This window comes from Eubacterium ramulus ATCC 29099 (assembly GCF_000469345.1).
Classification (GTDB): Bacteria; Bacillota; Clostridia; order Lachnospirales; family Lachnospiraceae; genus Eubacterium_I; species Eubacterium_I ramulus.
Map to the genome: position 1 here is coordinate 57,066 of NZ_KI271072.1, position 24,125 is coordinate 81,190.

A 24,125-nucleotide genomic window follows, 5' to 3' on the forward strand; every position below is an offset into this window, starting at 1 on the left:
AGAAACAGTTATCCATTCTAACAAAATATTTTACCGTAAACTCAATTTCAGCTCAACCGCTTTGCCGGAATTTATACTTTTTTTACAAAAGCCAGTTTCTATATTGCCCATGTGATCACCAGAAAGCCAACATGTTCCAAATAGCAAGCCGCAAAAATCATTCTTTTTTCAACAACAATTCCAATTTTTCAAATACATAATCTGCATACATCTGCTTAATCTCATGACGGTTCATTTCTGACACAACAGTCTCCAGTTCATATGTATGATTCTCCTTCCCCATCCGGATACAGAAATATACCTGTCCCTGTACACTGTCCGCATTGTTCGGATCCACATTCCCGGTCGTTCCGGTGATACCGATGGCAATGTCTGTGTGCAGTTTTTTCTGTGCAGTTTCTGCCATGGCATTCGCACATTCCCTGGAATACACACCATATTTTTCAATCACGTTTGCATCCACACCGTTCAGAATCTTTGTTTCATTCAGATAAGTAACGTATCCTCCCGGAAAAATCGCAGATGCACCTTCGGTGTCTGTGATCATGGATGCGATCAGACCGGAAGTACAACTCTCCATGGTGGAAATCGTTGTATGTGTGTCTATCAGTTTTTTTACAATATCATCTGCTCGTTTTCTTTCCTGCTCCATTTTTCTCTCCACATTTCCTTAAAAAATCTTTATTTATAAAAAATAGCATAGTTACATCGTATCTTTTTTCCTATGAATATGCAAGAAGCAAAAGCATGAAACCACTCCTGTGCAAGCACATCGTGGTTTCATGCTTTTGCCCCTGGCATCATTATATTTAAATGTTATACTCCGGTACCACAGTTTTCTCTTCGAAGAAATAATCAAAGATTTTCTTTTTGTAGTGGGCAAAGTCACTGCCACCACGGTCACGGTATGTTCCAAGTTCTACTTTGATGACATCTTTAATGCGTCCCGGTCTTGCAGACATAACCACAATACGGTCAGCCAGATATACTGCCTCTTCAATATCGTGTGTAACCATGAGCATGGTGTTATGAAACCGTTCCCGGATTTTCAGTAATTCTTCCTGTAACTCGATCTTGGTCAATGCATCCAGCGCTCCGAATGGTTCATCCAGCAGCAGAACCTCCGGCTGACTCACCAACGATCTGGCAATGGCTGCACGCTGTGACATACCACCGGAAAGCTGACTAGGATATGCTTTTTTAAATTCACTCAATTTTACAAGCTCCAGATATTGATCCGAAAGTTTTGTTTTTTCTTCCTTACTCAATCCCTTTAATCCAAGCTGTACATTTTTCTCAATGCTCATCCACGGAAACAGGCGGTGTTCCTGAAAAATCATGCCACGATCCATGCCTGGTCCGTTGACTTCTTTTCCATCCACAGTTACCAGACCCGTGTCGTTTTTTTCAAGTCCGGCAATGATTTTTAACAGGGTACTTTTTCCACAACCACTGTGACCGACAATGGCAATAAATTCACCTTCCTGAACCTCCAGGTTAATATCTTTTAATACATCCACTTTCTGTCCATCGACAGTAAAACTTTTCTTTACGTTCTGAATTGATAATGTCTTTCCCATTTGTGCTTACCTGCCTTTTTCCCAAGGTGTGCATAATTTTCCAATCAGTGAAATGGCCAGATCCATGATCACACCAACGACTGCGATGGCAATGATTCCGGCAAATACAACCGGATACTGCATCAGGCTTCGTGCATCGTTGATACGAAAACCGATACCGGATGTGGCTGCGATCATCTCTGCACCGACCACTGCCATCCAGGATACACTCAGCCCCAGTTTTAATCCGACGAAAATGGACGGAAGTGCAGATGGCAGATAGATTTTTGTAAACTGCTGCCAGCAGTTCAGATGATACATTTTTCCAACTTCGATGAGCTTTGGATCCGTGCGCTCAATACCACTGACGGTGTTGACCAGAACCGGAAAATATGCTGCCAGAAAGATAACGGCTACTTTGGATTCCTCACCGATACCAAACCAGATGATCAGAATCGGAACCCATGCGATCATCGGAATCTGACGGATTGCAGTAAATGTCAGCATAAAAAAGCGGTTTGCAAATTTATTCATTCCCATGAGCACGCCAAGCAGGATACCTACCACCACTGCCAGTGCATATCCTTTTGCAATACGGCTCAAACTGATTCCAATATCTCCTGACAGTGTACCGTTTCCAAGCTGCTCTTTTAAAGTTTCAAGGACGGTACTGATCTTGGGCAGGATCAGTGTGGACATTGCTCCGGTGGATGTGGCAAAATGCCACGCCAGCACAATGATAACCGGCAATATGATCATGTTGATGAAGATCAGCAGTTTTTGTATAAATACGTTATTTCCTTTGTACATGCTCACGTAGCCTCCTTACTGTGCGCTTTCCTGATACTCCTGCACTGCTTTTTCCAGATAGGAGGAATCAATCCAGGAATCAAAATCTACCTGATTGGTGATGATACCATTGTCAAGTTCAAACTGTTCAATGTTTTTCAAAGAAGATACATAGCGATCATCCAGACTGATGGAATAACCAAGCTGTACATCAGATACTGCTACGGATTTCACCTGCTCTAAGGTTCTTCCACTCTTCTCGGCAGACAGCTCATAAAATGCCTCCGGATCGGATATGATATCATTGGATGCATTCAGCATTGCTTTGATGATTGCTACCGTCACATCCGAATTTGCACTGATATAATCACTTCTTCCAGTCAGGACATTTGGCTCATAGAACGTATCCGGATCTGCCTCTACACCTTTATGTAAAATGGTTGCTTTTCCCTGTTCCACCAGGCTGTCTGCCTGTCCGTATGTAACCACTGCCGCATCTACTGCTCCGGTAGAAAGACTGGACAATCCTTCCGGGATCGTGCTGTTGACAAGCTGTACGTCATCGGCAGTCAGTCCTGCTTCCTGCAACACTTTTAAAATATACATCTGTGGCGTTGCGCCACGCTGATAGGAAATGGTTTTTCCCTTTAAATCCTGCAAGGATGTGATACCGGAATCTGTGCTGACTGCCAGCTGCCATACCGAACCAAAGTTTGTCACGGTCAGCAGCTTCGTATCAATGCCGTTTGATTTTGCCATGATACCTGCAAACCCCGCATAATATGCGTAATCCAGATCTCCGGATACTAACGCCTCATGAATCGCCGGTGCTGCTCCTGTAAACGGAATCAGGTCTGCATCGTAACCCAGTGGATTCAGATATTCATCCAGATATCCTTTTTCCTCTGCCACTGCCAGTGCACCTTCTGCCCACTGATAGCCGGCACTTGGAAAACCAATGTTGACTACTTGATAACCGTCTTTTTTTGTCTCTGCTTTCGCACTTCCATCAGATGATGTGCCACTGTTTCCACAACCGCTGACCACCAGACCTAATGTAAGAACGATACCTAAAACTGCTGCAGTAATTTTTTTGCTTCTCATTTTTCTTCACTCCCTTTCCACGGAATTCTACTTTTTCAACTCTTCTTTGCTCTGCAGGCAGATTTCTTTCGACACCTGTCTGCATTGCTTCTCTATTGTTTCTACCTTATTTCTTTCTTCGTAAAACAGGTAACTCTCCTATTTCTTGATCAGATCACTTTTCTTTACGGTTGCGACGCAGAAGTTTATTTCCTCGTCCTCATCCTCGGACGCTCCACCGCCTGTCATCAGACGGGCATTCGGATCTACACCAGCAATGGTTGTCACTTTTCCAAGTCCGTTTCCTACCAAGGATCCCGGTACACGGAAGGTTTCTACATCGATTGGCTCCACGGAAATTTCTTCCGGTTTTTTCACCTGTGGAATCCACTCATACGGTACACGGTAAGCACGATATACCATGTTGTTGGTGAACTGACCGAGAATGGTATTGAAATACGGATTGATGTACTCCCATACGATCTCGTGATCCGGTGTTACCTCGATCAGGCGTCCGTCAGATCCCTCTGTGATCAGTGTATTTCCGTTTGGCAGTCTCTGTGCACTACTGATATAAGAGCTGTAAAATTTGGATGCATCTGTGAATAACAGGTTGCCTGCTTCCAATGGTGTGTACTGCCAGGTGATCTCCAGTGTGACCGGATTGAACTGTAATACTCTGGAATAATCTCTTCTCGCGTTGTTAACACCAGTCAGTGCACCAGGATTCGGGGTTCCGTAACCGCCTTCGCCACCGTTATCAAATACAAGCAGATCGCCTTCGCCCGGAAGTCCTTTCGGAATCATATGTAAATGATGCTGTCCGATGATCCAACCAAGTTTTTTGGTTGCTTCACTCTCGTTGAAATCCGGTCCCACACGCCATACAATATCGCCTGTCTCTTTGCTGATGATGGCAAGAATGTTGGAGTTACGTGCATCGATGATGACGTTGTCCGGATGGAAACGCTCATCTCCCTGATCGTACCATTTGTTCTCGCCTAACACAGACATGCTGTTAATGTGCATCCAGTCGCCACCGGCTTCGCCCTGCAGGCATGGATTACGGAACAGTGCGTTTTTTGCTGCCTCGTCAAATCCAAGCTGTTCAAAATGATCACTCGCCCGCCAGCTCCATAAAATGTTTCCTTCCCAGTCTACCTCAATGATCTTGTCATCGATCAGCCGTTTATCGGAAATGTCATGATTGTATAAATTTTCATGTGTCAGGATCAATGTATTTCCACTGTCTGTCTTCGGCTCACCGCCCGGATAATAATATCCGACGGTAGATCCTTCTCGCTGGAAATCATGATGCTGTCTGGCCATATAAACCGGATCTTTGTCGCCGTCCGCGATCAGCTCTGTTTTATCAAACTTCCATACAATATTGCCGTCCCAGTCTACCTGCACCAGATCGATCTGATCCTGATATGCTTTTTTACCGGGTCTGGTTCCTGTGGTTCCCATTACATATCCGCCCGGAAGGATTTTATTCGGAAATCCGCCAAGTCCTGCCCAGAGCTGAACTTCACGGCCGTTCATGTCGATGAGAAGTGCTCCTTTTGCGGATGGAAAAACGGTGTAGCCGTTGAATGTTTTGTCTTTATCATAAATTAATGTTCCTGTTGGAAAAATACTTGGATATCCCATGATGTTGTCTCCTGTTCTTATCTGAATTCTTTTAGTAAAGCGGACATTCGCAATCCGCTTTCGCTACTTGCTCATGAACGCAGTCGCTTTGCGACCTGTCAGTGGGAGTTTTTAACTCACACTGACATAAGCATCCCCCCTTACCCACCGCTTAGTGCTCTACGCACTTGAAGCGGGGGAATGCTTATTCTGCGTTCAAATCAGTTCGGTCTATAACTTCTTAATATTCTCCGCAATGATTAATTTGTGTGTAAATCCTACGGATTTTTCTCTGATTTCTCCATCCTTAAAATACAGCAATGTCGGTACGGAACTAATCTCATATTCCTCTGCCAGAGACAGCTGAGCCGGAATCAATACTTTTCCGAAGTATACTTCATTTCCTGCTTCCTCGGAAAGTTCCGTAATGCCTGCCTCCAGCTTCTTACAGTGCTTACAGGTTGCAGAATAGAATTCTACAACGGCGATGCTGTGTTTTTTTATTGCTTTGTCAAAATTTTCTCTCGTCAGTTCGTTTACCATACGGTTGTTTCCTTTCTATTTCTCCACCCTATATTCGGACTGGGTTGTTTTTACTTTCTGATGATATATTGTATTGCTGAATTCGCTGCATTTGCGCCGTCTGCTGCCGCCGTAATGATCTGTCTGAGTTCTTTTGTTCTCACATCACCTGCCACGAAAAATCCCGGAACCAATGTCACCCCGTCTTCGCCCGCTTTGATGTAACCACTCTCATCCAATGCCACCAGTTTTTTGACTGCTTCTGTCTGTGGGATCATTCCGATCGCCACGAAAACGCCCTGGATATTCAATGCAGTTCCCGTATCCAACAGAAGGATTTTCACTTTTCCATTACCGGTAATCTCCTGTACCTTCGCATTTCGGATAATCTCCACATTTTCTTTCTGCTCCAGTTTTGCAAGTGTGGATGCATCCCCACGAAATTCTGCTCTGCGGTGGATCAGATATACTTTGTTACAGATTTCCGAAAGCAGTAACGCATCATCCAGTGCGCTGTTGCCTCCACCGATCACCGCTACATCTTTGCCGTGATAAAAGGCTCCATCACAGGATGCACAGTAGGAAATTCCTCTGTTTTCGAATTTCTCACTTCCCGGAACTGCAAGTTTCCGATGAGCGGCTCCCGCAGTGTAGATCACTGTTTTGCTACTTTGTACTTCACCGCTTTCCAATGTGATATCAAAGCTTTCTTCCGTTTTCTGAATACCGGTCACTTCGGCTTCCAAAAATTTGATTCCAAGTGCTTCAGCATGTTCCCGGATCTTTTCCCCTAATTCATAACCGTTGATTCCGTAAAAACCGGGATAGTTGTCAATGCGGCTGCTCTCTGCCATCTGACCGGTTCCTTCATATTCTTTTTCCACGATCAGTACATTCAGATTTGCCCGTTTTGCATAAATCGCTGCGGTCATACCCGCCGGTCCACTTCCGATGATCAGAACATCTGTCATTTGTTTTTCCTCCCGTTTTTTATATTTCCTATTATTCATACTTACTTAATAGGTTTTGCATGCCATTGATACTATCACATCAAATAGTGACTGTCTAATACACAAAAAAAATAACCAGTTATAGTTTTTTGCTATATCTTGCATATTTGGGTGGCTTAAAGTTTATGATTTAAGTTTAAAAAAATAAGACCTTCTGTATTTTGTCTCAGTCGCTAATAATCGCTCCTTGAGAAAAAATACAGAAGGTCTTAATCTACACAATGATATTTGTAAATTTTCCACACTTCTTTAACCACACAATTACCCGAAACTATTACTATTCCGCCAGATATTGCCGCAATGCAGTCACATATTCCTGACCAAGTTTGCTCAAAATCAGATTTTTTCTGGTCACATACCCAATCTCCATCTGATTTTCTTCCTGCGAATCGTCAAACTGTCCATCATTCCGAAACGGTACTGCACGATAATCACTGCCGTTTAATTCTTCACAAATCAGACCGGAACACAACGTATATCCATTCAGTCCAATCATCAGATTCAACATCGTTGCACGGTCATTTGCATGAATGATCTGACTGTATTCATTGGTAGGAAGCAATTCTTCCGACAGATAAAAAGAACTGTTATCTCCCTGCTCAAAAGACAGGCAGGGATATTTTTCCAATTGCTCCATTGTCAAAAATGGTTCATCCGCCAACGGATGTCCTTTCCATAAATATACATAGGCTTTGCAGGAAATCAATGGATGAAACTCCAGATTTGCCGATTTTAACAGTTTTTCCATAGATTTTCGGTTAAATTCACTCAGATACAACACGCCGATCTCACTTTTCATAGTGCTTACTTCCTGAATAACTTCCATTGTCTTTGTCTCGCGGATTGCCAGTTCATATTTTGACATATCCAGTTTTTTTGCCACATCAACAAATGCCTTTACCGCAAAAGAGTAGTGCTGGGTGGATACCGCAAATTTCTTTTTATAAGAACCGCCCTCTCCATAACGCTGCAACAGCTGTTCATACTCCCGATAAAGTTCCCGGGCATACGCCAGAAATTCCACACCATCATTTGTCAACGTCACGCCTCGTCCGGTACGGAAGAAAATGGTAATTCCTACTTCTTTTTCCAGTTCTTTTAATGCATTGGTCAGCGATGGCTGTGAAACATACAACTGCTCTGCTGCTTTATTTAATGATTTCGTTTCCGCAATGGTCAATATATATTTTAATTGTACAAATGTCATGCTCATTCCCTCTTTCCAAAAATATCATCACTTCCATATTGTGTAATACTCTTATGACGATGTTAAGGGTTAGTCTAGCACCTTTATATCATACTGTAAAGATAGGAATTCATCCTTTTTCTAACTGAAGATCCGGAATATTTCTGATATGTGAATCACCAGTGTAAATCTGCCTGAAATTCGCATCTTCCTACTAACCTTGTCTACTTTTACTCCTCTTTTTCTTTATATTCTTTTCTTATATCATCTGAAATTTTACCTACATTTCAATTTTTCTTCCTTTCAGATTTTACATTTGCCTGTTAGAGTAAGCACTGCATAATTGCAAATTAACAGAATTGCACATACACACTTGCGCAAAATCTACTTAAAAAGGAGTGTCTTATGAAAAAACGATTGAAACAGATTGCTGCACTTTCGCTGATCGCAGCACTTACCTGTTCTCAGAGCATCTTCGCTTCTGCGGAACAGATTACAACATTAAAAGCATCTTCTGCTGTTACTACAGAATATCTGACATTGCAGCCGGGCGAAACACAGTCCAGCGTAAATCTGAACTGGTATGCACCGGAAGGTACAAAAACTGCGCTTGTGAAATTTGGTGACCAGATTATCACAGCCAGCATCAGTGCTCTCCATCTGCCTACTGCCATGACATCCAAATACACAGACAGCGGTAAATTGGTCTGCAAAGCAACCATTGAAAACCTTGCAGCAGATACCAATTATCAGTATCAGATTTCCTATGATAATGGTCAGACCTGGTCTGAAGCACATACTTACACTACACCGTCCGCGGATTCTTTTACCTTCGCTTTTACCAGCGACCCACAGATCAAAGAAAACGGAGAAACAGACAAGCGTGGATGGAATTCATCTGATGACAAAAACCAGACTGGATGGGCTTCCATGATGAACACACTTGCAGACAATCATGTAAATCTCGTTGTGTCCGCCGGTGATCAGGTGGAGGATCAGAGTTGGGGAAAATCCAGCGAATATACTTCCTTTTTTGCACCGGAAGAAATGTCTTCGATCTTATATGCACCTGCTGTCGGCAATCATGACAGACACTACATGTTCGAAGATCATTTTAATCTGCCCAATGAACTTGCCATTGATGGGAGCGAAGGTGCTCTGACCCAGGTAAAAACCACCTTCCGCGGGCAAAACAACGGCACCAGCCAGAGCCATGGCAACTACATCCAGGCTACTGCAAATGAAATCAGAAACAATTCCGCTTCCAACGGTGTAACACCGAATGCTGATGGTCAGTATGATTTTACTGAACGCCGTGAAATGGAAACTAAAGGCAACTACTATTACCTGTATGACAATGTTTTGTTTGTCACATTAAATACCGGTGCTTATCCGGGTGGCAATGATGATGAAAATGCAGATAATGCCTCCGTTCCCAGCGCTTCCAAAGATAATTCTGAGGCAGAAGCTATTGTAAATAACTTCCGCACAGTCCTGACATCTGCTACCACAGAATATCAGGGACAGTATCAGTGGCTGGTAGTCACACATCACAAATCAACACAGACGGTTGCCAAACATGCTGCAGACTCTGATATTGAAAACTATGTCGATGCCGGATTTGAAAAAGTAATGGATGACTTTGATGTGGACTTCGTACTTGGCGGACACGATCATGTATACTCCAGAAGTTATGTATTAAAAGACGGTAAACGAAACGCTGAGCGACTGAGCAGTTATCATGATCCGGACGGCACGATCTACCTGACCGGTAACTGTGCGTCCGACATGCAATACTATACCCCATTTGCAAAAGTAGACAAAGCCAACAACACCGATTTCCCGGTCCTGGCTAATGGTGAAACCGGTTCTGCTGCTTATCTGAAAGGGCAGACTGCTGAACATCCATCTGAATATCTTCCATATGGAAATCAGGAATGGAATCAGGATTACAGTCCAAGTTATGCGATCTTTGATGTCAGTGATCAGCAGATTTCCGTAAAAGTATACAATCTGGACGGCGACAGTTCCAATCCGACCAGCAAACTGATCGATACCTTTTCCGTCAGCAAGCAGACCGATGCAGGGACCAAAACAGAAGGATTTGAAAATCAGAACACTGTCTCCTCTCTGGCTCTGACACAGGCTGCACGATATGATTCCGGTATCAGCAACGCAGACGGCGGCGTTATGGAAATCGTAGAATATAATACCAAAACAGGATGGGCTTATGCAATAAACGGTCAGAATGGTACCCTGGCTGCTATCCCACTGAAAACTCTGGAATATAAAGACACCGTTGATCTGCTGGATGCTAATGCGATTGACATCAAATCCATTGTGAAAGCCGCAGACACTTCTTTCCAGTATGGTGATATGACGTCCGTAACCATCTCCGAAGACGGTACCTGTCTCGCAGCAGCACTCCAGGCTGAAAATTATGCTGCCAATGGCCGCATCGCCCTGTTTGACTGCAATGCAGATGGAACACTCTCCCTGAAAAAGCTTTATGAGACCGGTATCCAGCCGGATATGATCACCTTTACTCCAGACGGAAGCAAACTGCTCACAGCTGATGAAGGCGAACCGAGAGAAGGATATTCCACAAACAGTACCGATCCACAAGGTACCGTAACAATTGTTGATCTTGCTTCAGACACTGTCACAAAAGCAGATTTTACTGCTTATGACAGCGAAGCGAATCGCAAACAGCTTACCGATGCAGGAATTGTCCTGAAAAAAAATACCGTACCGTCTGTCGATCTGGAACCGGAATATATTGCAGCGGACAATTCCACTGCCTACATCACACTTCAGGAAGCAAATGCCATTGCTGTTCTGGATCTTAACAAAAAAGAATTTACTGGTATCTACTCTGCAGGTTTTGAAGATTACAGCAAAACAGCTGTCGATATTGACAAAAAGAATAGCAGCTACAATGCCAAGACCTATGATTCCTTAAAAGGAATCCGTATGCCGGACGGTATTGCTACTTACACCGTAAATGGAACCGATTATATTGTGATCGCAAATGAGGGTGACTCCAGAGAATGGGGCAGCTACACCAATGAAGATGAACGTAACTTTGGAAAAGGAAAGACTTCTCCCTCCGGAAAAATCACTGCCGAAAACAGTGGATTAAATGGTAAAGTTGTATTTTTTGATACAAAAGATTACGACGGTCTGGATTCAGATTCTGACTATCTCTTTGGTGGACGTTCCTTCACGATTTTCAAAGCAGATACGAATGGACTAACAGAAGTATTTGACAGCGGCAGCAATTTTGAATCTGCCACAGCTGCTTACTTACCGAATTTCTTTAACTGTTCCAACGACAATACCGACCTCGACAACCGCTCCGGCAAAAAAGGTCCGGAGGCAGAAAGTGTAACTATCGGAACTGTTGGTAAAAAAACATATGCCTTCGTCGGACTGGAACGCATCGGCGGAATCATGGTATATGATATTACAGATCCGACACAGAGCACCTATGTCAATTACATCAACTCCCGTAATTTCAATACTGCTATTTCCGGCGATGATTCACCGGAAGGACTCTGTTTTGTCTCCGCAGATAACAGTTTTGACGGAAACTCCTATCTGCTTGCAGCCTGCGAAGTATCCGGTACCGTCGCCGCTTACCAGCTGACAGCCAAAGCATCTGGCATCACACCTGATCCGGTTTCTGATGGACTTGCGCAGGCAGCTGACGGCAACTGGTATTATTATAAAAACGGATCTGTTGCAACCGACGTAACAACACTGATTCCAAACGATTATGGATGGTGGTATGTCCGCAACGGACAAGTCGATTTTTCCTACACCGGCATCGCTCCGAATGAATACGGATGGTGGCGTATTGTAAATGGCGCTGTCGACTTCAGCTGCAACAGTGTGGAAGCGAACGAATACGGATGGTTCTACTTATCCAACGGAAAAGTTGATTTCTCTTATACCGGTATCGCTCCGAATGCTTACGGATGGTGGCGCATCGTAAACGGTGCCGTTGATTTTACCTTTACCGGCCTTGCAGACAATGATTACGGATGGTGGTATCTGCAGAACGGTAAACTGGACTTTGCTTATAACGGAACATTTATCTGGATGAATCGCTCCTACCGGATCAATGCCGGAAAAGTTATCTTCTAGTACATCGTTTCGCAAATAACTGCATTTGTTTTGACTCATATTTCGACAAGGGCATTTGTAATTTATTTTACAAATGCCCTTGTTTTTTACAATATTACGCGTAAAGCGGACATTCGCAATCCGCTTTCGCTACTTGCTCATGAACGCAGTCGCTTTGCGACCTGTCAGTGGGAGCTTTTAACTCCCACTGACATAAGCATCCCCCTTACCCACCGCTTAGTGCTCTACGCACTTGAAGCGGGGGATTGCTTATTCTGCGTTCACATTACCTATGATGCCCATTTATCGCCCATATAATGTTGTCAACTCTCTGATCTGATCTGCTAATTCTTTTGTCAGACATCCCTGCTTCATTCGCCACCGCCAGTTATTCCCGAGCGTAGATGGTGTATTAATTCTTGCCTCACTTCCAAGCCCCAGATAATCTTGCAATGGAATAATGCACAGATCTGCCACACTCGCCAGAGCCAGACGGATAAAATCCCAGTGAATTTCCGATTTTGATGTATTTGCATTATTCATATATTTCTGGGATAATTTCAGATCTTCCGGATCTAAAACTTTATACCAGCCGCAAAGGGTATCATTATCATGCGTTCCTGTATACACCACACAATTTTTCTCATAATTATGTGGCAGATAATCACTCTCTTCTCTGGAATCAAAAGCAAATTGAATCACTTTCATTCCCGGAAAACCCGAATCATGTAACAACCGGCGTACACCGTCCGTTAAAAATCCAAGGTCTTCTGCAATTACATTTACATTTCCCAGAGCACCTTTCAAAGCCTGCATCAGGCTCATGCCCGGTCCCGGCTCCCAGTGTCCGTGTTCTGCCGTCTCATCCCCCGCCGGAATGCTGTAATATTCGTCAAATCCGCGAAAATGATCAATACGGATGCAGTCATACAAGTTCAGACACTGTGCGATTCTCCGAATCCACCACGCATAACCGGTCTGGCGATGATACTCCCAGCGGTACAACGGATTGCCCCATAACTGTCCGGTCGCAGAAAATGCATCCGGTGGGCATCCTGCCACTGCCACAGGATTTAACTCCTCATCAAATTGAAACAGCTGTGGTTCTGCCCAGGCATCTGCGCTGTCCAGAGCCACATAAATCGGAATGTCCCCGATAATCTGAATGCCCGCCTGTGCCGCATACGCATGCAGTTTTTTCCATTGACAGAAAAACAGATACTGCTGAAACTGATAAAACTGTATTTCATCATGCTGCCCATGCCATACCTGGTCCAGAGCTGCAAAATCGCGTCTTTTATATTTTTCTTCCCATTGAAGCCAGCTTGCTCCTTTATGCATATTTTTTATTACCATAAACAATGCATAATTTCCAAGCCACCAGTCATTTTCCTGACAAAAAGCAAAAAAATCATCTGACGGTTGCTTTAGGAAACGATCACAGGCCATACGCAAAATTTTATATCGGTTCTGGTATAGCTTTGCATAATCAATGGATTCCGGATTCTTTCCAAAATCAAAACTGTCACACTCCGCTTTCGTCAGAAGCTGCTGCTCCACAAGCTGCTCCAGATCGATGAAATACGGATTTCCGGCAAAAGATGAAAAAGACTGATACGGGGAATCCCCATAACTTGTCTGTCCAAGGGGCAGTACCTGCCAGTTTTTTTGACCTGACTCTTTTAAAAAATCTACAAATTGATAAGCCTCTTTTGAAAAACATCCTATGCCATATTTGGATGGAAGAGAAAATACCGGCATCAGAATTCCACTTGTTCTCATAGTTTATATCCTCACGTTCTACTCATTTATACTTATAAAAAGTCCTTTTTGCCGCACTGTTGTAACAAAAAGGACTTTTGAGCGTTTGTTAACCTTTGACTGCTCCGGCAGCTACGCCTTTGATAATATATTTCTGACAGGTCAGATAAAATACAATGATCGGTAAAATTGCAAGTACAAGCATTGCCATCATTGCGCCCATATCAATGGATCCATAGCCACCGCGCAGATACTGAACTGCCATTGGTATGGTCGGTTTCTCACTGTCAAGTACCAATGTCGGAAGCAGGTAATCGTTCCAGATCCACATTGCATTTAAGATCGCAACTGTGATCATGGTTGGACGGAGCATCGGAACTATTACTTTAAAATAAGTCTGAACCGGTGTACAGCCATCGATCATTGCTGCTTCTTCCAAGGAAATCGGAATCGCCTTGATAAATCCACAGAACATAAATAGCGACAACCCGGCACCAAACCCCAGGTAAACCGGTATGATACCAAACATATTGCCAAGGTGAAGAAAATCTGTCACTTTAGACAGTGTAAACATAACCATCTGAAATGGAACGATCATTGCAAATACAAACAGATAATACAATACTGTAGATAATTTGCATGTAACTCTTGTGATCCACCATGCGGCCATGGATGTCAAAAGCACGATCACGATTACAGAGCAGATGGTAATAAAAGCAGATCTGCCTGCTGCTACCAGCAGTCCTGTTTTCTGAATACCATTCACATAATTGTACATTCCGGAAAAAGTATCCGAATTTGGCAATGCGAACGGTGCATCACTGATATAAAGTTTGTTTTTAAAAGAATTCATCAATACAAGGAAAATCGGGAACAGGAAAGCCACAGCTAAAAGTGTCATCACAATCGTGATCACAATACCGGTACCTTTTGATACTGCCGGATTTTCAATGATCTCATTTTTGTTTTGTTTTCTCTTTTTCAGCATTAGTTCTCAACCTCCTTACGTCTTGTAAAGTATAACTGTGTCAGTGAGATTGCTGCTACGATAATAAAGAAAATAACCGCTTTTGCCTGACCGACACCTTCCCAGCCGTTCCTGTTGTAGAATGTCGTATAAATATCGTATGCCAGCATTGCGGTTTTCTTTGCCGGTCCGCCTGCTGTTAATGCCAGGTTCTGATCGAACAGTTTGAAGCAGTTCGTAAGTGTCAGGAACAGACAGATGGTAACAGATGGCATTGTCATCGGAATAATAATCTTGTACAATGTCTGGAATTTATTGGCACCATCAATTTCAGCTGCTTCAATCAATTCTGTCGGTATATTTTGAATACCGGCAATGTAAATGATCATCATATAACCGATCAGCTGCCAGTTTGTCAGAATGACCATGCCCCAGAAACCATATTTCGGGTCTGCTGTGATCGTTACATTAAAATGTGCCAGCACGCCGTTGATCAGTAATTGCCAGATATAGCCAAGTACAATTCCTCCGATAAGGTTTGGCATAAAGAAAATGGTTCGAAAAATATTGGTTCCTTTTAATCCCCGTGTCAGTCCATATGCCAGGGCAAAAGAAATCACATTAATTGTAATTACGGATACAACCGTAAATTTCACGGTAAATAACAGTGCATTCATAAAATCTTTGTTCGAAAATGCCTTTACATAGTTTGCAATTCCAACCCAGTGTGCATTTGTAACTGTCGTAAATTTACAGAATGAAAGCACGATTCCCATAATAAATGGGACAATAAAAAACAGGGTAAATGCAATCAATGTAGGTAATACAAAAAGAGCAAAATATTTTTTATATGTCTTTTGCATAAATCTCCCTCCCTACGGATACAAATGTTTTCTTCCTAAAACAGAAGAGGAGACGGCCAATGACCGCCTCCTTCCCTTTGAGAATTCTATGTAATATGATTACTCAGCTGTTGCTTCTTTTTCAGATGCCCATTCAGCCACTGTATCGGATACTACAGCATCCCATTTTTTGTTACCGTTTGCATACTCAAGAAGAGATGCACCATAATCATCTTTGAATGTCTGGCTTGGGAATGTTGTAAAGTTCCACGGTACCGTTGTAAGGGAATCCTCCTTCATGTATCTTACTACTTCCTGTGCTAACGGGTCAGAAGAAATCTCATCATCGCCAAATGTGCTGAACGGTGTGATAAACTGAAGATTATTTGTTACCATCTCTTTTCCTTCATCAGAACTGAACACCCATTTCAGGAAATCCAGGGATGCTTTCTGATCTGCCTCAGATGCATTGCTGTTTACACACATGTAGTTTTCTGTACCGATGCACAGTCCCTGTGTCTCTTCGCCTTCTACACCTGTATAGATCGGCATAAATTTCACGTTTTCTTCTTTTACTACGTTACCACTTACTTTGCTGATCTGAGACCATGCCCAGTTACCATTCTGAACCATAGCAGCTTTTCCTAATGCAAACTCTGCCATAGAATCATCTACTGTCTTGGAACCAACCATTGTAGGCTCAACCGTGGAGTTGTTCAGATACAGGTCAAAAATATTTTTAAAGTTCTCATTATATTTGAAAGAAATCTCGTCCTCATCTTTTACATCTGCATCTTTGTACTCATAGTAAATTGGAAGATTCATCAGATGTGTCTGCCATCTCCAGTCTTCACCTGGTGCAAAGGATGTGGAAGCAAATACACCATCAATGCCAAGATCAGCTTTGTGCGCTGTCATATCTTCTACAACAGCCTTTAATGTATCAAAGTTTTTGATATCATCCATGGATGTTGCTTTTGCGCCCGGAAGTGCAAAGTACTTATCCATGATTTCTTTATTATAGATAATGCCGTAACCTTCTTCTGCAAACGGAATGCCGTATACGCCATCCCCTTCTGTGATCGCAAGGTCTTTATCTACCAGCATATTGTAAAATTCAGTATCTTTCAGATCTGCACAATACTCTTTCCAGGACTGATATCCAACCGGTCCGTTGATCTGGAATAACGTAGGTGCATCGCTTTTTGCCATCTCTGATTTCAATGTCTGCTCATACTGATTGGATGCTGCTGTCTTTACTTTTACCGGAACACCTGTCTCCTCCGTATATTTTGCTGCAATTTCTTCCCACTGATCTGCAATCTCCGGTTTGAAATTCAGGTAATATACAGATCCTTCTGCACTGCTTCCTTTTTTCTCAGCTCCTGCGGAAGACGTATCTCCATCTTTCGCTCCACCGCAGCCTGCTAACATACCGGTTACTGTCAATGCGGACAGACACACTGCCAAAAATTTTTTCATTTTCATAAAAAATACCCTCTTTCCTTTTCATTATCGTATCAAGTGCGTACCTCTTTGATACTTATAATTTTATAGAAAGAGAGTCATATTTAATACAAAAGATTTTCCAGAATCATGTTCTTTTTCCACGATTCTGTAAAAATATCAAAATAAGAGATTGGTTCTTCTCCTGTAATGATCTTCATAAAAGCCAGTGTCTCCATATCTGTCATATCCTGCGGTAACTCCCGATGTGAATACGGTACATAGTCTTCATTAACATAAGACACATCTGCCTCTTCAATCAGCCGTACTGCCTGAATCCGTGAAGCATAGGCAGCCCAGTAAACAGGATCTCTGTCTCCATCAAGGAATCTGCGGCAACTGTCATAATAAGCCGATTCCAGAGAATTCATGGAATCTGTCTGTCGCGGATAATGCAAAGCCAGCCAGATATGATCTGTTGTTGTAAACACAGCATTGCTGAAATCACAGTTTGCCACAAGCGGACGTGCCGTGATATCAACCCCACGTTTCTGGTACAGGTCAATTTCTTCGCTTCCATCGTGACGGTATCGCGCATTGTCAAAAAGTGCGGTCATAATCTTCATGACAATCTCTGAATGCTCATATCCTTTTCGCACCACGATACAGGGAGATGTTTTTCCATATATGTAAGAATGAACTTCTCCATACTCATCAGCGATCACATATGGTTTCCACTCTGCCCCCGGATTTGCCTCCACCGCTTCTATCAGCGGATTATTCGGTGCCCACCACCAGCCAAAAAAAGCTCCACAGCGGTTATCACGTATCAGTTCTCCGATTTCTCCCGGTGTCCGCATCATATAATCCTGATCCAGAATACCATTTTCATACCATCCATGAAGATATTCCAGTGCCTGCCTAGTCTCTTCCGTTAATGATCCATAGACATAACTGTCATCCCCATCCTGTAGCCATATACCCGGATATGCATGAAATGCGGCAAAAACAGGATCTACAGAAAAATTTGAAGAACCGTCTCCATACAGTGTTGCCACACAGGGCAGCCCGATATTTCCATTTCCTCCCGGATCATTTTCCCGGAATGCCTGGATGATCTGCTCCACATCAGCAAGCGTCGAAGGTTCCGGAAGTCCCAATTCTTTCCGCCAGTCTTCCCTCACCCAGAACAGGTTGCATCCATAATAAACCTGCGTGGAAGGAAGTGCCATCAATTTTCCATCAATGGTCACAGATTCCAGTAATTCTTTTCCATAACTACTGTACATGGATTTAATCCTACTGGAAGTTGCCTCCTGATAGGCATCTGATAAATCTTCAATCATGCCATATTCTGCCAGTTCCTCTACCTCCTCCGGACCAGATACCAACATCACATCCGGCAGATTATTTTCAGCAATCATCCGCTGAATATACAGATAATAATTTTCATCCCCCGACACTTCCAGAACATCTTCATTTTGTACATTAAGTGTTTTTTTCAAATATCGTGTATAGGCATTATCCTCATAAGTATCGCCATCCGGCATACCGGAATTGCCGGAAGCCGTCATTTTTGCCAGTGTATAGGTCACTGTCTCCGGATAGGGTATCAATGGTGATCTCTCTGCCTTCTCCCAGGAGGTGGCTGCCTTTTCATTCGCTTCCTGTTCTGCCACACCACTGTCAATTTCAAATGATATCACACCGAGAAGTACACATATCATTCCGATGGCGATAGCCTGTGCTCCTCTTTTGCTATGACTCATTGCTTTCTCCCTTCTGTACCTTTGGGAAATGCAGTAATACCTCCGTACCTTTTCCCTGTTCACTTTTGATCTGAATGGTATAAGCTTCCCCGAAGCTCAGTTTCATTCTGTCGTTTACGTTTTTGACACCATATCCCGTCGCATGATATTCCAAAACATGTGCAAGCGTATCTGTATCCATTCCAATACCATTGTCACGGATACTGACATAAATCAGATCAGTCTGCGGATCCTCCCAGATACGGAACCAGATCTGATGATCCGGATCCTCCTTAATATCAAGGCCATGCTCTAACGCATTTTCTACGAACGGCTGGAAAATAAGTGAAGGAAGTTCATAATCCAGCAATTTTTCATCTACATCATAATGCACGTTAAAATCATTATCATGCATCCAGAGTTGCAACTGTACATAAGCCTGAATATTCTGAAGTGCCAGCCGCAAACTGATCCAGGTTCTTCCTTTATTTAAAGTTGTCCGGTAAAATGCAGAAAGTGCAAGCGTCACCTGACTGATTTCCTCTTCTCCGGCTTCAATCGCTTTCCAGTTGATCATCGACAGGGAATTATACAGGAAATGTGGATTGATCTGAGCCTGCAGTGCTTTCATTTCAAATTCTTTCCGGGCAATCTGTGTTTCATAATTTTCCCGGATCAGTTCCTGGATCCGCCGCATCATATGATTATAGCTGTTGATCAGGATTCCCATCTCGTCCTCACGGTTGCTGTGAACCGTTGCCTGAATGTTCATTTCATCCATAGACTGGATTTCTTCTGTCAGTTCTTCTAATGGTCTGGACAAATATTTTGCAAATCTTCTTCCCAGCAGAATAATGCAGATCAGACAGGCACTCACCTGCACAGCGATCATTAGAAATGCTCTTCCGGAAAATGGACTTATGTTGGATTTCTTTTGAAAATAAGTAACTGTCGCATCCATCTGATTCAGATCCTGCTGCACCCATAAATAATCCTTTTTATTCTCTCTAAAACTTACATATATTCCATTTTTATCTGTACATTTTTTCCCCGAAAAATTCCATATTTCATCGTTCTGCGTCTGCACATGAACACCATACTGTTCCACTGCAAGCTGGTTTAATGATTCAAATAATGTCGGAATATCCGTACGTACTGCCACATAACTTTCAATTCCGGAATAACTTGGGATTTTGTATATTGAAATCAGGTCTAATGTGTTCTCGTCAAACACCCATTCCTTATCCCTGATTCCATCCCGATACCAGGACTCTTTATACAGATCCTTCAGCGGATGCGTTTCATTTCCGAAAGACTGCCGAATGCCCTCGGAGTAGATTGTAACAGATTCCATGATCAGATTCTGATACTTCAACGCACCGATGGTATTGGATACTTCCTGATACAGTTCATAACGCTGTGTCTTCTTTGTCGGATCGCACTCCAGAAAATTGATGACATCCTGGTTGTATACAAAATAATTCATCATCTGCTGGCAGGTATACATCTGATAATCTACAATCCCACAAGCCTGCTGCAGTGTATTCGTCATATCTTTTTCCCTGTACTTGAGCACGGTGCGATAGGAATTAATTCCAAGTGAAATGCCCAGTACCAAAACCGGGAGCATGCCGACCAGACACAGAATGGTCAGCATCTTTTTTCGAATGGATAGTTTATGAAAGAACTGTTTCAGTCTGCGCATCTGTCATTCCACCCTTTCGATACTGTTCCGGACTGCATCCACAATACTCACGGAAATTTTTACAAAAATAAGATACATTTGAAAAACCAGTTTCTTTACATATCTGCACAATCTTCATAGAGGTATCGGAAAGCAGTTTTTTTGCCTGTTCCATCCGGTAATTCCGAATAAAACGGCTGACCGTATCCCCGGTTTCTTTCTTAAATATATAACTGAAATATCCCGGTGACAAATACACCAGTTCGGATAATTTTTCTACACTGATATCCTCACTGTAATGTTCATAAATATAACTTTTTGCCTGTGCGACTTCATTTCTGGCACCATCCTTACTGGCTGCCAGACGTTCTTCCATATTCTGGATGAGTGTTTCCACAAGACTTATCACTTCCTGCACAGATTGCATTTCGTATACTTTCTGAACCGCTGTTTCCAGTTTTTTTCTATCCTGATGCTGATGCGTGAAAAATTCTTTTACCAGATTGGAAAACAAAAATCTCGTGTAAATCTGCGAATAGCTGCCCATATCTCCCATACCATTTTTCAAAAGGTGAAAATGTTCCCACAGATGAGTCATATCATCCGGCTAATCGTTTCATCCAGGAACTGCTCACTCCCGGTATCTTCCGATACATGATCCGGTAAAAATACTCTTGTTTCCTTCTGATAAAATTTATTTTCTATCAGACTTTCAAGCATCTGAAAACGATCCGGCAGTTCACTTCGATCCGTAACCGGCTGACCGACTGCCACATAAAAACGATTTCCAAACGTGTGATTCATCCATTCAGCTAAATCTGTTGCAAAAACTTTCTGCTCACATACGCCAAAAAGGACACAGAGTTCCTGATTCTGTGCCAAATTTAAAAAAGATAATTTCTGCTTGCTATATTCTGTCAGTTTTTGAATAAAAACTTCTTCTGATTCTTCAAAAAAATTATCTTCACTCTCAATTAAAAACAAACCTCTGATCTGATCCCAACGGTCAATATTGATCTTTCCACTGATTTTATTTAACAGATCGGCATTTCCCTGACAAAGGTATCTGAAAAGAAAATAATTTTCCAGAGAATCCTGATTCCACTGACTGCGCTGCGCTTCGTTTCTCCGCTCGGTAATTTTCTCCACCAGAAGATTCAGCGTGTTTTCGAACTCGGCAGGATCCACCGGCTTCAACACATAGTTTGAAACGCCGGAAGCCATTGCCTTTTTCGCATATTCAAATTCACCATATCCGGAAAAAATTACCATTTGCAGATCCGGCTGTAATTTGTGAGCCACAGAAACCAGCTCAATCCCATCCATAAACGGCATTTTTATATCTGTCAGCATAATATCCACTGTCCGATGCTGCAAAATTTCGCAGGCCGCCTTTCCGTTGGCGGCCTCCAAAATTTCCATCTCTTCACTGCGCCGGTTCAGCAGAAAACGAATCCCCTTCCGCTCCAGTTTTTCATCATCTACTACCAGAATTGTCAACATACATTAATCCCCCAATTTCCATATATCCCGATTGTATTCCCGGATGGTACGATCAGAAGAAAAGAACCCCGCATTACTGATATTCGCCAGCATTTTCTTTGCCCATGTTTTTCGGTCTGTATAATCTTCCAGTGCCCGCTCTTTTGTTCGGATATAATCTTCCAGATCCAGGAATGTCATAAACCAATCTTTCTTTTTCAATTCACTGCTTAAACGCTCTAAATTTTCTTTCTTTCCAATTTCCATCATCTGTGGACCGGTGATAAATTCCACAGCCTTTTGAATCATCGGATTTTTTGTATAATAATCGGATGGTCTGTAATCACTTTTTTCATAATGTGCAATTACTTCATCACTCTTTGCACCAAAGATATAGATATTGTCATCTCCGACAAACTGATGGATTTCTACATTTGCACCATCTTCTGTCCCAAGTGTCACTGCTCCGTTCAGCATAAATTTCATGTTTCCGGTTCCGCTTGCCTCTTTGGATGCAAGTGAAATCTGTTCTGAAATATCACATGCCGGGATTAGTTTTTCTGCTAATGTAACGTTATAATTTTCTACCATAACCACATTCAGATACGGGCTCACTTCCGGATCCTGATTGACCAGTTCCTGCAGGCAGAGGATCAGATGAATGATATCTTTGGCGATCACATAAGCCGGTGCTGCTTTTGCGCCAAAAATCACCGTAATCGGAGTCTTTGGCAATTTTCCGCTTTTTATTTCCAGATATTTATAAATCACATACAATGCGTTCATCTGCTGTCGTTTATACTCATGAAGCCGTTTGATCTGAATGTCAAACACTGAATCCTCATTCAGTTCTATTCCCTGTGTCCGTTTCAGATACTCTGACAATTGATGTTTATTTTCTTTTTTTATCTGTAAAAGATTCTGCAGTGATTGTTCATCCGATGCAAACTTCTCCAGCTTCTTTAACTCTGCTGCATCTTTTTTGTATCCATCACCAATCCACTCCGTAATCTGATCTGCAAGCAATGGATTACAATGGAACAGCCAGCGGCGAAACGTAATTCCGTTTGTCTTATTATTAAATTTCTCCGGATAAAGCTGATAAAAATGATGAAGTTCTGTCTCTTTCAGTATTTGTGTATGCAAAGCTGCAACGCCATTTACGCTGAATCCGTAATGGATATCGATGTGTGCCATATGAACCACATCGTTACGGTCAATGACAGCCACACTTTCATCCGCATATTTTCGTCGTACTTTATCATCTAAAATTTCAATAATCGGCACCAGCTGTGGTACGATTTCCTGCAGATAATGCAATGGCCATTTTTCCAATGCTTCCGCTAAAATTGTATGGTTGGTATATGCACAGGTGCGGCTTACCACATCAATCGCATCATCCACAGAAAGTCCCCGCGCAATTAATAAACGGATCAGCTCTGGGATGATCATCGTTGGATGTGTATCATTAATCTGGATGACCGCATAATCCGGCAAATCATAGAGGTTACATCCCCGCGCTTCACATTCTTTCAAAATCAGCTGTGCGCCATTACTTACCATGAAATACTGCTGATAAATACGAAGCTTGCGACCATCTTCATCACTGTCATCCGGATAGAGGAATAAGGTCAGATTTTTGGCAATTTCTTTTTTATCGAAAGAAATCCCATCCTGTACAATGCTCTCATCCACAGAATCTATATCAAAAAGTTGTAATTTATTGGTACGGTTGCCATATCCGGTTACCAGAATTTCGTACATGACAGACTGCAATGTCATATTTCCAAAAGACACCGGAAAACCGACATCCGTACGTTTTAACCAGCCACTCCGGTCCATCCACGGATTTTTTGTTTCTTTCTGCATGTGATCTGCAAATTTCTGCTGAAATAATCCAAGATGATAATTCAGTCCAATACCGGCTCCGTTATAACCAAGTGTTGCAATCGAATCCAAGAAACAGGCTGCCAGCCGGCCAAGTCCTCCGTTTCCAAGAGATGGCTCTGCCTCTATTTCCTCGATTTCACAGATATCTTTTCCATTTGCAGCAAGCATTTTGCGGACATCCTCATATATTCCGAGATTGATCATATTATTAGACAAAAGTTTTCCGATCAAAAACTCTGCAGATACATAATATACTTTCTTTTTCCCTGCATTAGATTCCTTCTGTTCTGCCATATCCTGCACAACAGCCATCAGTGCCTGGTAAATCTCCTGATTACTGCTTTCTGAAATTGCTTTTCCTAATTTTTCCGATACTAACATTTCCAGTTTCATAAT

General features: G+C 42.5%; 18 protein-coding genes. 1 reads left to right on the forward strand and 17 read right to left on the reverse strand.

Annotated features, from left to right (window positions below):
* Positions 1 to 157 precede the first annotated feature (157 nt).
* From HMPREF0373_RS00245 to HMPREF0373_RS00280, 8 genes are all read right to left on the reverse strand, one after another.
* Complete coding sequence (locus HMPREF0373_RS00245; protein ID WP_021737510.1) at positions 158 to 652, reverse strand: CinA family protein; 495 nt, start codon at positions 650 to 652, stop codon at positions 158 to 160.
* A gap of 157 nt (positions 653 to 809) precedes the next feature.
* Positions 810 to 1,580: an ABC transporter ATP-binding protein gene (locus tag HMPREF0373_RS00250; RefSeq protein WP_021737511.1), complete on the reverse strand. Its 771-nt coding sequence runs from the start codon at positions 1,578 to 1,580 to the stop codon at positions 810 to 812.
* A gap of 6 nt (positions 1,581 to 1,586) precedes the next feature.
* A complete protein-coding gene (locus tag HMPREF0373_RS00255; RefSeq protein ID WP_021737512.1) occupies positions 1,587 to 2,369 on the reverse strand; it encodes an ABC transporter permease in 783 nt (260 codons plus the stop codon).
* 15 nt (positions 2,370 to 2,384) lie between these two features.
* Positions 2,385 to 3,452: an ABC transporter substrate-binding protein gene (locus tag HMPREF0373_RS00260; RefSeq protein ID WP_021737513.1), complete on the reverse strand. Its 1,068-nt coding sequence runs from the start codon at positions 3,450 to 3,452 to the stop codon at positions 2,385 to 2,387.
* 138 nt (positions 3,453 to 3,590) lie between these two features.
* Positions 3,591 to 5,084 (reverse strand): aryl-sulfate sulfotransferase, encoded by a 1,494-nt coding sequence (locus HMPREF0373_RS00265; protein WP_021737515.1) that lies wholly within the window; start codon positions 5,082 to 5,084, stop codon positions 3,591 to 3,593.
* 210 nt (positions 5,085 to 5,294) lie between these two features.
* Positions 5,295 to 5,606, reverse strand: coding sequence for a thioredoxin family protein (locus HMPREF0373_RS00270; protein WP_021737516.1), 312 nt, complete (start codon positions 5,604 to 5,606; stop codon positions 5,295 to 5,297).
* A 50-nt stretch (positions 5,607 to 5,656) separates the two neighbouring features.
* Positions 5,657 to 6,556, reverse strand: a complete 900-nt coding sequence (locus tag HMPREF0373_RS00275) for an NAD(P)/FAD-dependent oxidoreductase (RefSeq protein WP_044962436.1) — start codon at positions 6,554 to 6,556, stop codon at positions 5,657 to 5,659.
* Positions 6,557 to 6,872: 316 nt separating this feature from the next.
* Entirely contained in the window at positions 6,873 to 7,802 is a 930-nt protein-coding gene (locus tag HMPREF0373_RS00280) for a LysR family transcriptional regulator (protein WP_044962439.1), read from the reverse strand.
* A 384-nt stretch (positions 7,803 to 8,186) separates the two neighbouring features.
* Here HMPREF0373_RS00280 and HMPREF0373_RS00285 point away from each other — a divergent pair, with 384 nt between their 5' ends.
* A complete protein-coding gene (locus HMPREF0373_RS00285) occupies positions 8,187 to 11,930 on the forward strand; it encodes a choice-of-anchor I family protein (RefSeq protein ID WP_021737519.1) in 3,744 nt (1,247 codons plus the stop codon).
* A gap of 282 nt (positions 11,931 to 12,212) precedes the next feature.
* On the opposite strand, the gene malQ is transcribed toward HMPREF0373_RS00285, so the two are convergent.
* From malQ to HMPREF0373_RS00325, 9 genes are all read right to left on the reverse strand, one after another.
* Complete coding sequence (gene malQ, locus HMPREF0373_RS00290) at positions 12,213 to 13,691, reverse strand: 4-alpha-glucanotransferase (protein ID WP_021737520.1); 1,479 nt, start codon at positions 13,689 to 13,691, stop codon at positions 12,213 to 12,215.
* A gap of 88 nt (positions 13,692 to 13,779) precedes the next feature.
* Positions 13,780 to 14,658, reverse strand: a complete 879-nt coding sequence (locus tag HMPREF0373_RS00295) for a carbohydrate ABC transporter permease (protein ID WP_021737521.1) — start codon at positions 14,656 to 14,658, stop codon at positions 13,780 to 13,782.
* Positions 14,658 to 15,500, reverse strand: coding sequence for a carbohydrate ABC transporter permease (locus tag HMPREF0373_RS00300; protein WP_021737522.1), 843 nt, complete (start codon positions 15,498 to 15,500; stop codon positions 14,658 to 14,660). Before HMPREF0373_RS00300 ends, HMPREF0373_RS00295 begins: the two co-directional genes overlap by 1 nt.
* A 99-nt stretch (positions 15,501 to 15,599) precedes the next feature.
* Positions 15,600 to 16,967: an ABC transporter substrate-binding protein gene (locus tag HMPREF0373_RS00305; RefSeq protein WP_021737523.1), complete on the reverse strand. Its 1,368-nt coding sequence runs from the start codon at positions 16,965 to 16,967 to the stop codon at positions 15,600 to 15,602.
* Positions 16,968 to 17,050: 83 nt separating this feature from the next.
* A complete protein-coding gene (locus HMPREF0373_RS00310) occupies positions 17,051 to 18,694 on the reverse strand; it encodes a type 2 periplasmic-binding domain-containing protein (RefSeq protein ID WP_021737524.1) in 1,644 nt (547 codons plus the stop codon).
* A complete protein-coding gene (locus tag HMPREF0373_RS15815; protein ID WP_021737525.1) occupies positions 18,684 to 20,378 on the reverse strand; it encodes a sensor histidine kinase in 1,695 nt (564 codons plus the stop codon). Before HMPREF0373_RS15815 ends, HMPREF0373_RS00310 begins: the two co-directional genes overlap by 11 nt.
* Entirely contained in the window at positions 20,350 to 20,955 is a 606-nt protein-coding gene (locus tag HMPREF0373_RS15820; RefSeq protein WP_021737526.1) for a helix-turn-helix domain-containing protein, read from the reverse strand. The genes HMPREF0373_RS15815 and HMPREF0373_RS15820 overlap by 29 nt, the downstream gene beginning before the upstream one ends.
* A complete protein-coding gene (locus tag HMPREF0373_RS15825) occupies positions 20,952 to 21,860 on the reverse strand; it encodes a response regulator (protein WP_021737527.1) in 909 nt (302 codons plus the stop codon). Before HMPREF0373_RS15825 ends, HMPREF0373_RS15820 begins: the two co-directional genes overlap by 4 nt.
* Before the next feature lie 3 nt (positions 21,861 to 21,863).
* Complete coding sequence (locus tag HMPREF0373_RS00325) at positions 21,864 to 24,122, reverse strand: glycogen/starch/alpha-glucan phosphorylase (RefSeq protein ID WP_021737528.1); 2,259 nt, start codon at positions 24,120 to 24,122, stop codon at positions 21,864 to 21,866.
* Positions 24,123 to 24,125: the final 3 nt, after the last annotated feature.

Bases quoted from the DNA above. Each gene is read 5' to 3' on its own strand.
- HMPREF0373_RS15815 (WP_021737525.1), bottom strand. From the start codon at position 20,378: ATGCGCAGACTGAAACAGTTCTTTCATAAACTATCCATTCGAAAAAAG.
- HMPREF0373_RS15825 (WP_021737527.1), bottom strand. From the start codon at position 21,860: ATGTTGACAATTCTGGTAGTAGATGATGAAAAACTGGAGCGGAAGGGG.
- HMPREF0373_RS00310 (WP_021737524.1), bottom strand. From the start codon at position 18,694: ATGAGTCATAGCAAAAGAGGAGCACAGGCTATCGCCATCGGAATGATA.
- HMPREF0373_RS00280 (WP_044962439.1), bottom strand. From the start codon at position 7,802: ATGACATTTGTACAATTAAAATATATATTGACCATTGCGGAAACGAAA.
- malQ (WP_021737520.1), bottom strand. From the start codon at position 13,691: ATGAGAACAAGTGGAATTCTGATGCCGGTATTTTCTCTTCCATCCAAA.
- HMPREF0373_RS00255 (WP_021737512.1), bottom strand. From the start codon at position 2,369: ATGTACAAAGGAAATAACGTATTTATACAAAAACTGCTGATCTTCATC.
- HMPREF0373_RS00305 (WP_021737523.1), bottom strand. From the start codon at position 16,967: ATGAAAATGAAAAAATTTTTGGCAGTGTGTCTGTCCGCATTGACAGTA.
- HMPREF0373_RS00295 (WP_021737521.1), bottom strand. From the start codon at position 14,658: ATGCTGAAAAAGAGAAAACAAAACAAAAATGAGATCATTGAAAATCCG.
- HMPREF0373_RS00300 (WP_021737522.1), bottom strand. From the start codon at position 15,500: ATGCAAAAGACATATAAAAAATATTTTGCTCTTTTTGTATTACCTACA.
- HMPREF0373_RS00275 (WP_044962436.1), bottom strand. From the start codon at position 6,556: ATGACAGATGTTCTGATCATCGGAAGTGGACCGGCGGGTATGACCGCA.
- HMPREF0373_RS00265 (WP_021737515.1), bottom strand. From the start codon at position 5,084: ATGGGATATCCAAGTATTTTTCCAACAGGAACATTAATTTATGATAAA.
- HMPREF0373_RS00325 (WP_021737528.1), bottom strand. From the start codon at position 24,122: ATGAAACTGGAAATGTTAGTATCGGAAAAATTAGGAAAAGCAATTTCA.
- HMPREF0373_RS00245 (WP_021737510.1), bottom strand. From the start codon at position 652: ATGGAGCAGGAAAGAAAACGAGCAGATGATATTGTAAAAAAACTGATA.
- HMPREF0373_RS15820 (WP_021737526.1), bottom strand. From the start codon at position 20,955: ATGACTCATCTGTGGGAACATTTTCACCTTTTGAAAAATGGTATGGGA.
- HMPREF0373_RS00270 (WP_021737516.1), bottom strand. From the start codon at position 5,606: ATGGTAAACGAACTGACGAGAGAAAATTTTGACAAAGCAATAAAAAAA.
- HMPREF0373_RS00260 (WP_021737513.1), bottom strand. From the start codon at position 3,452: ATGAGAAGCAAAAAAATTACTGCAGCAGTTTTAGGTATCGTTCTTACA.
- HMPREF0373_RS00285 (WP_021737519.1), top strand. From the start codon at position 8,187: ATGAAAAAACGATTGAAACAGATTGCTGCACTTTCGCTGATCGCAGCA.
- HMPREF0373_RS00250 (WP_021737511.1), bottom strand. From the start codon at position 1,580: ATGGGAAAGACATTATCAATTCAGAACGTAAAGAAAAGTTTTACTGTC.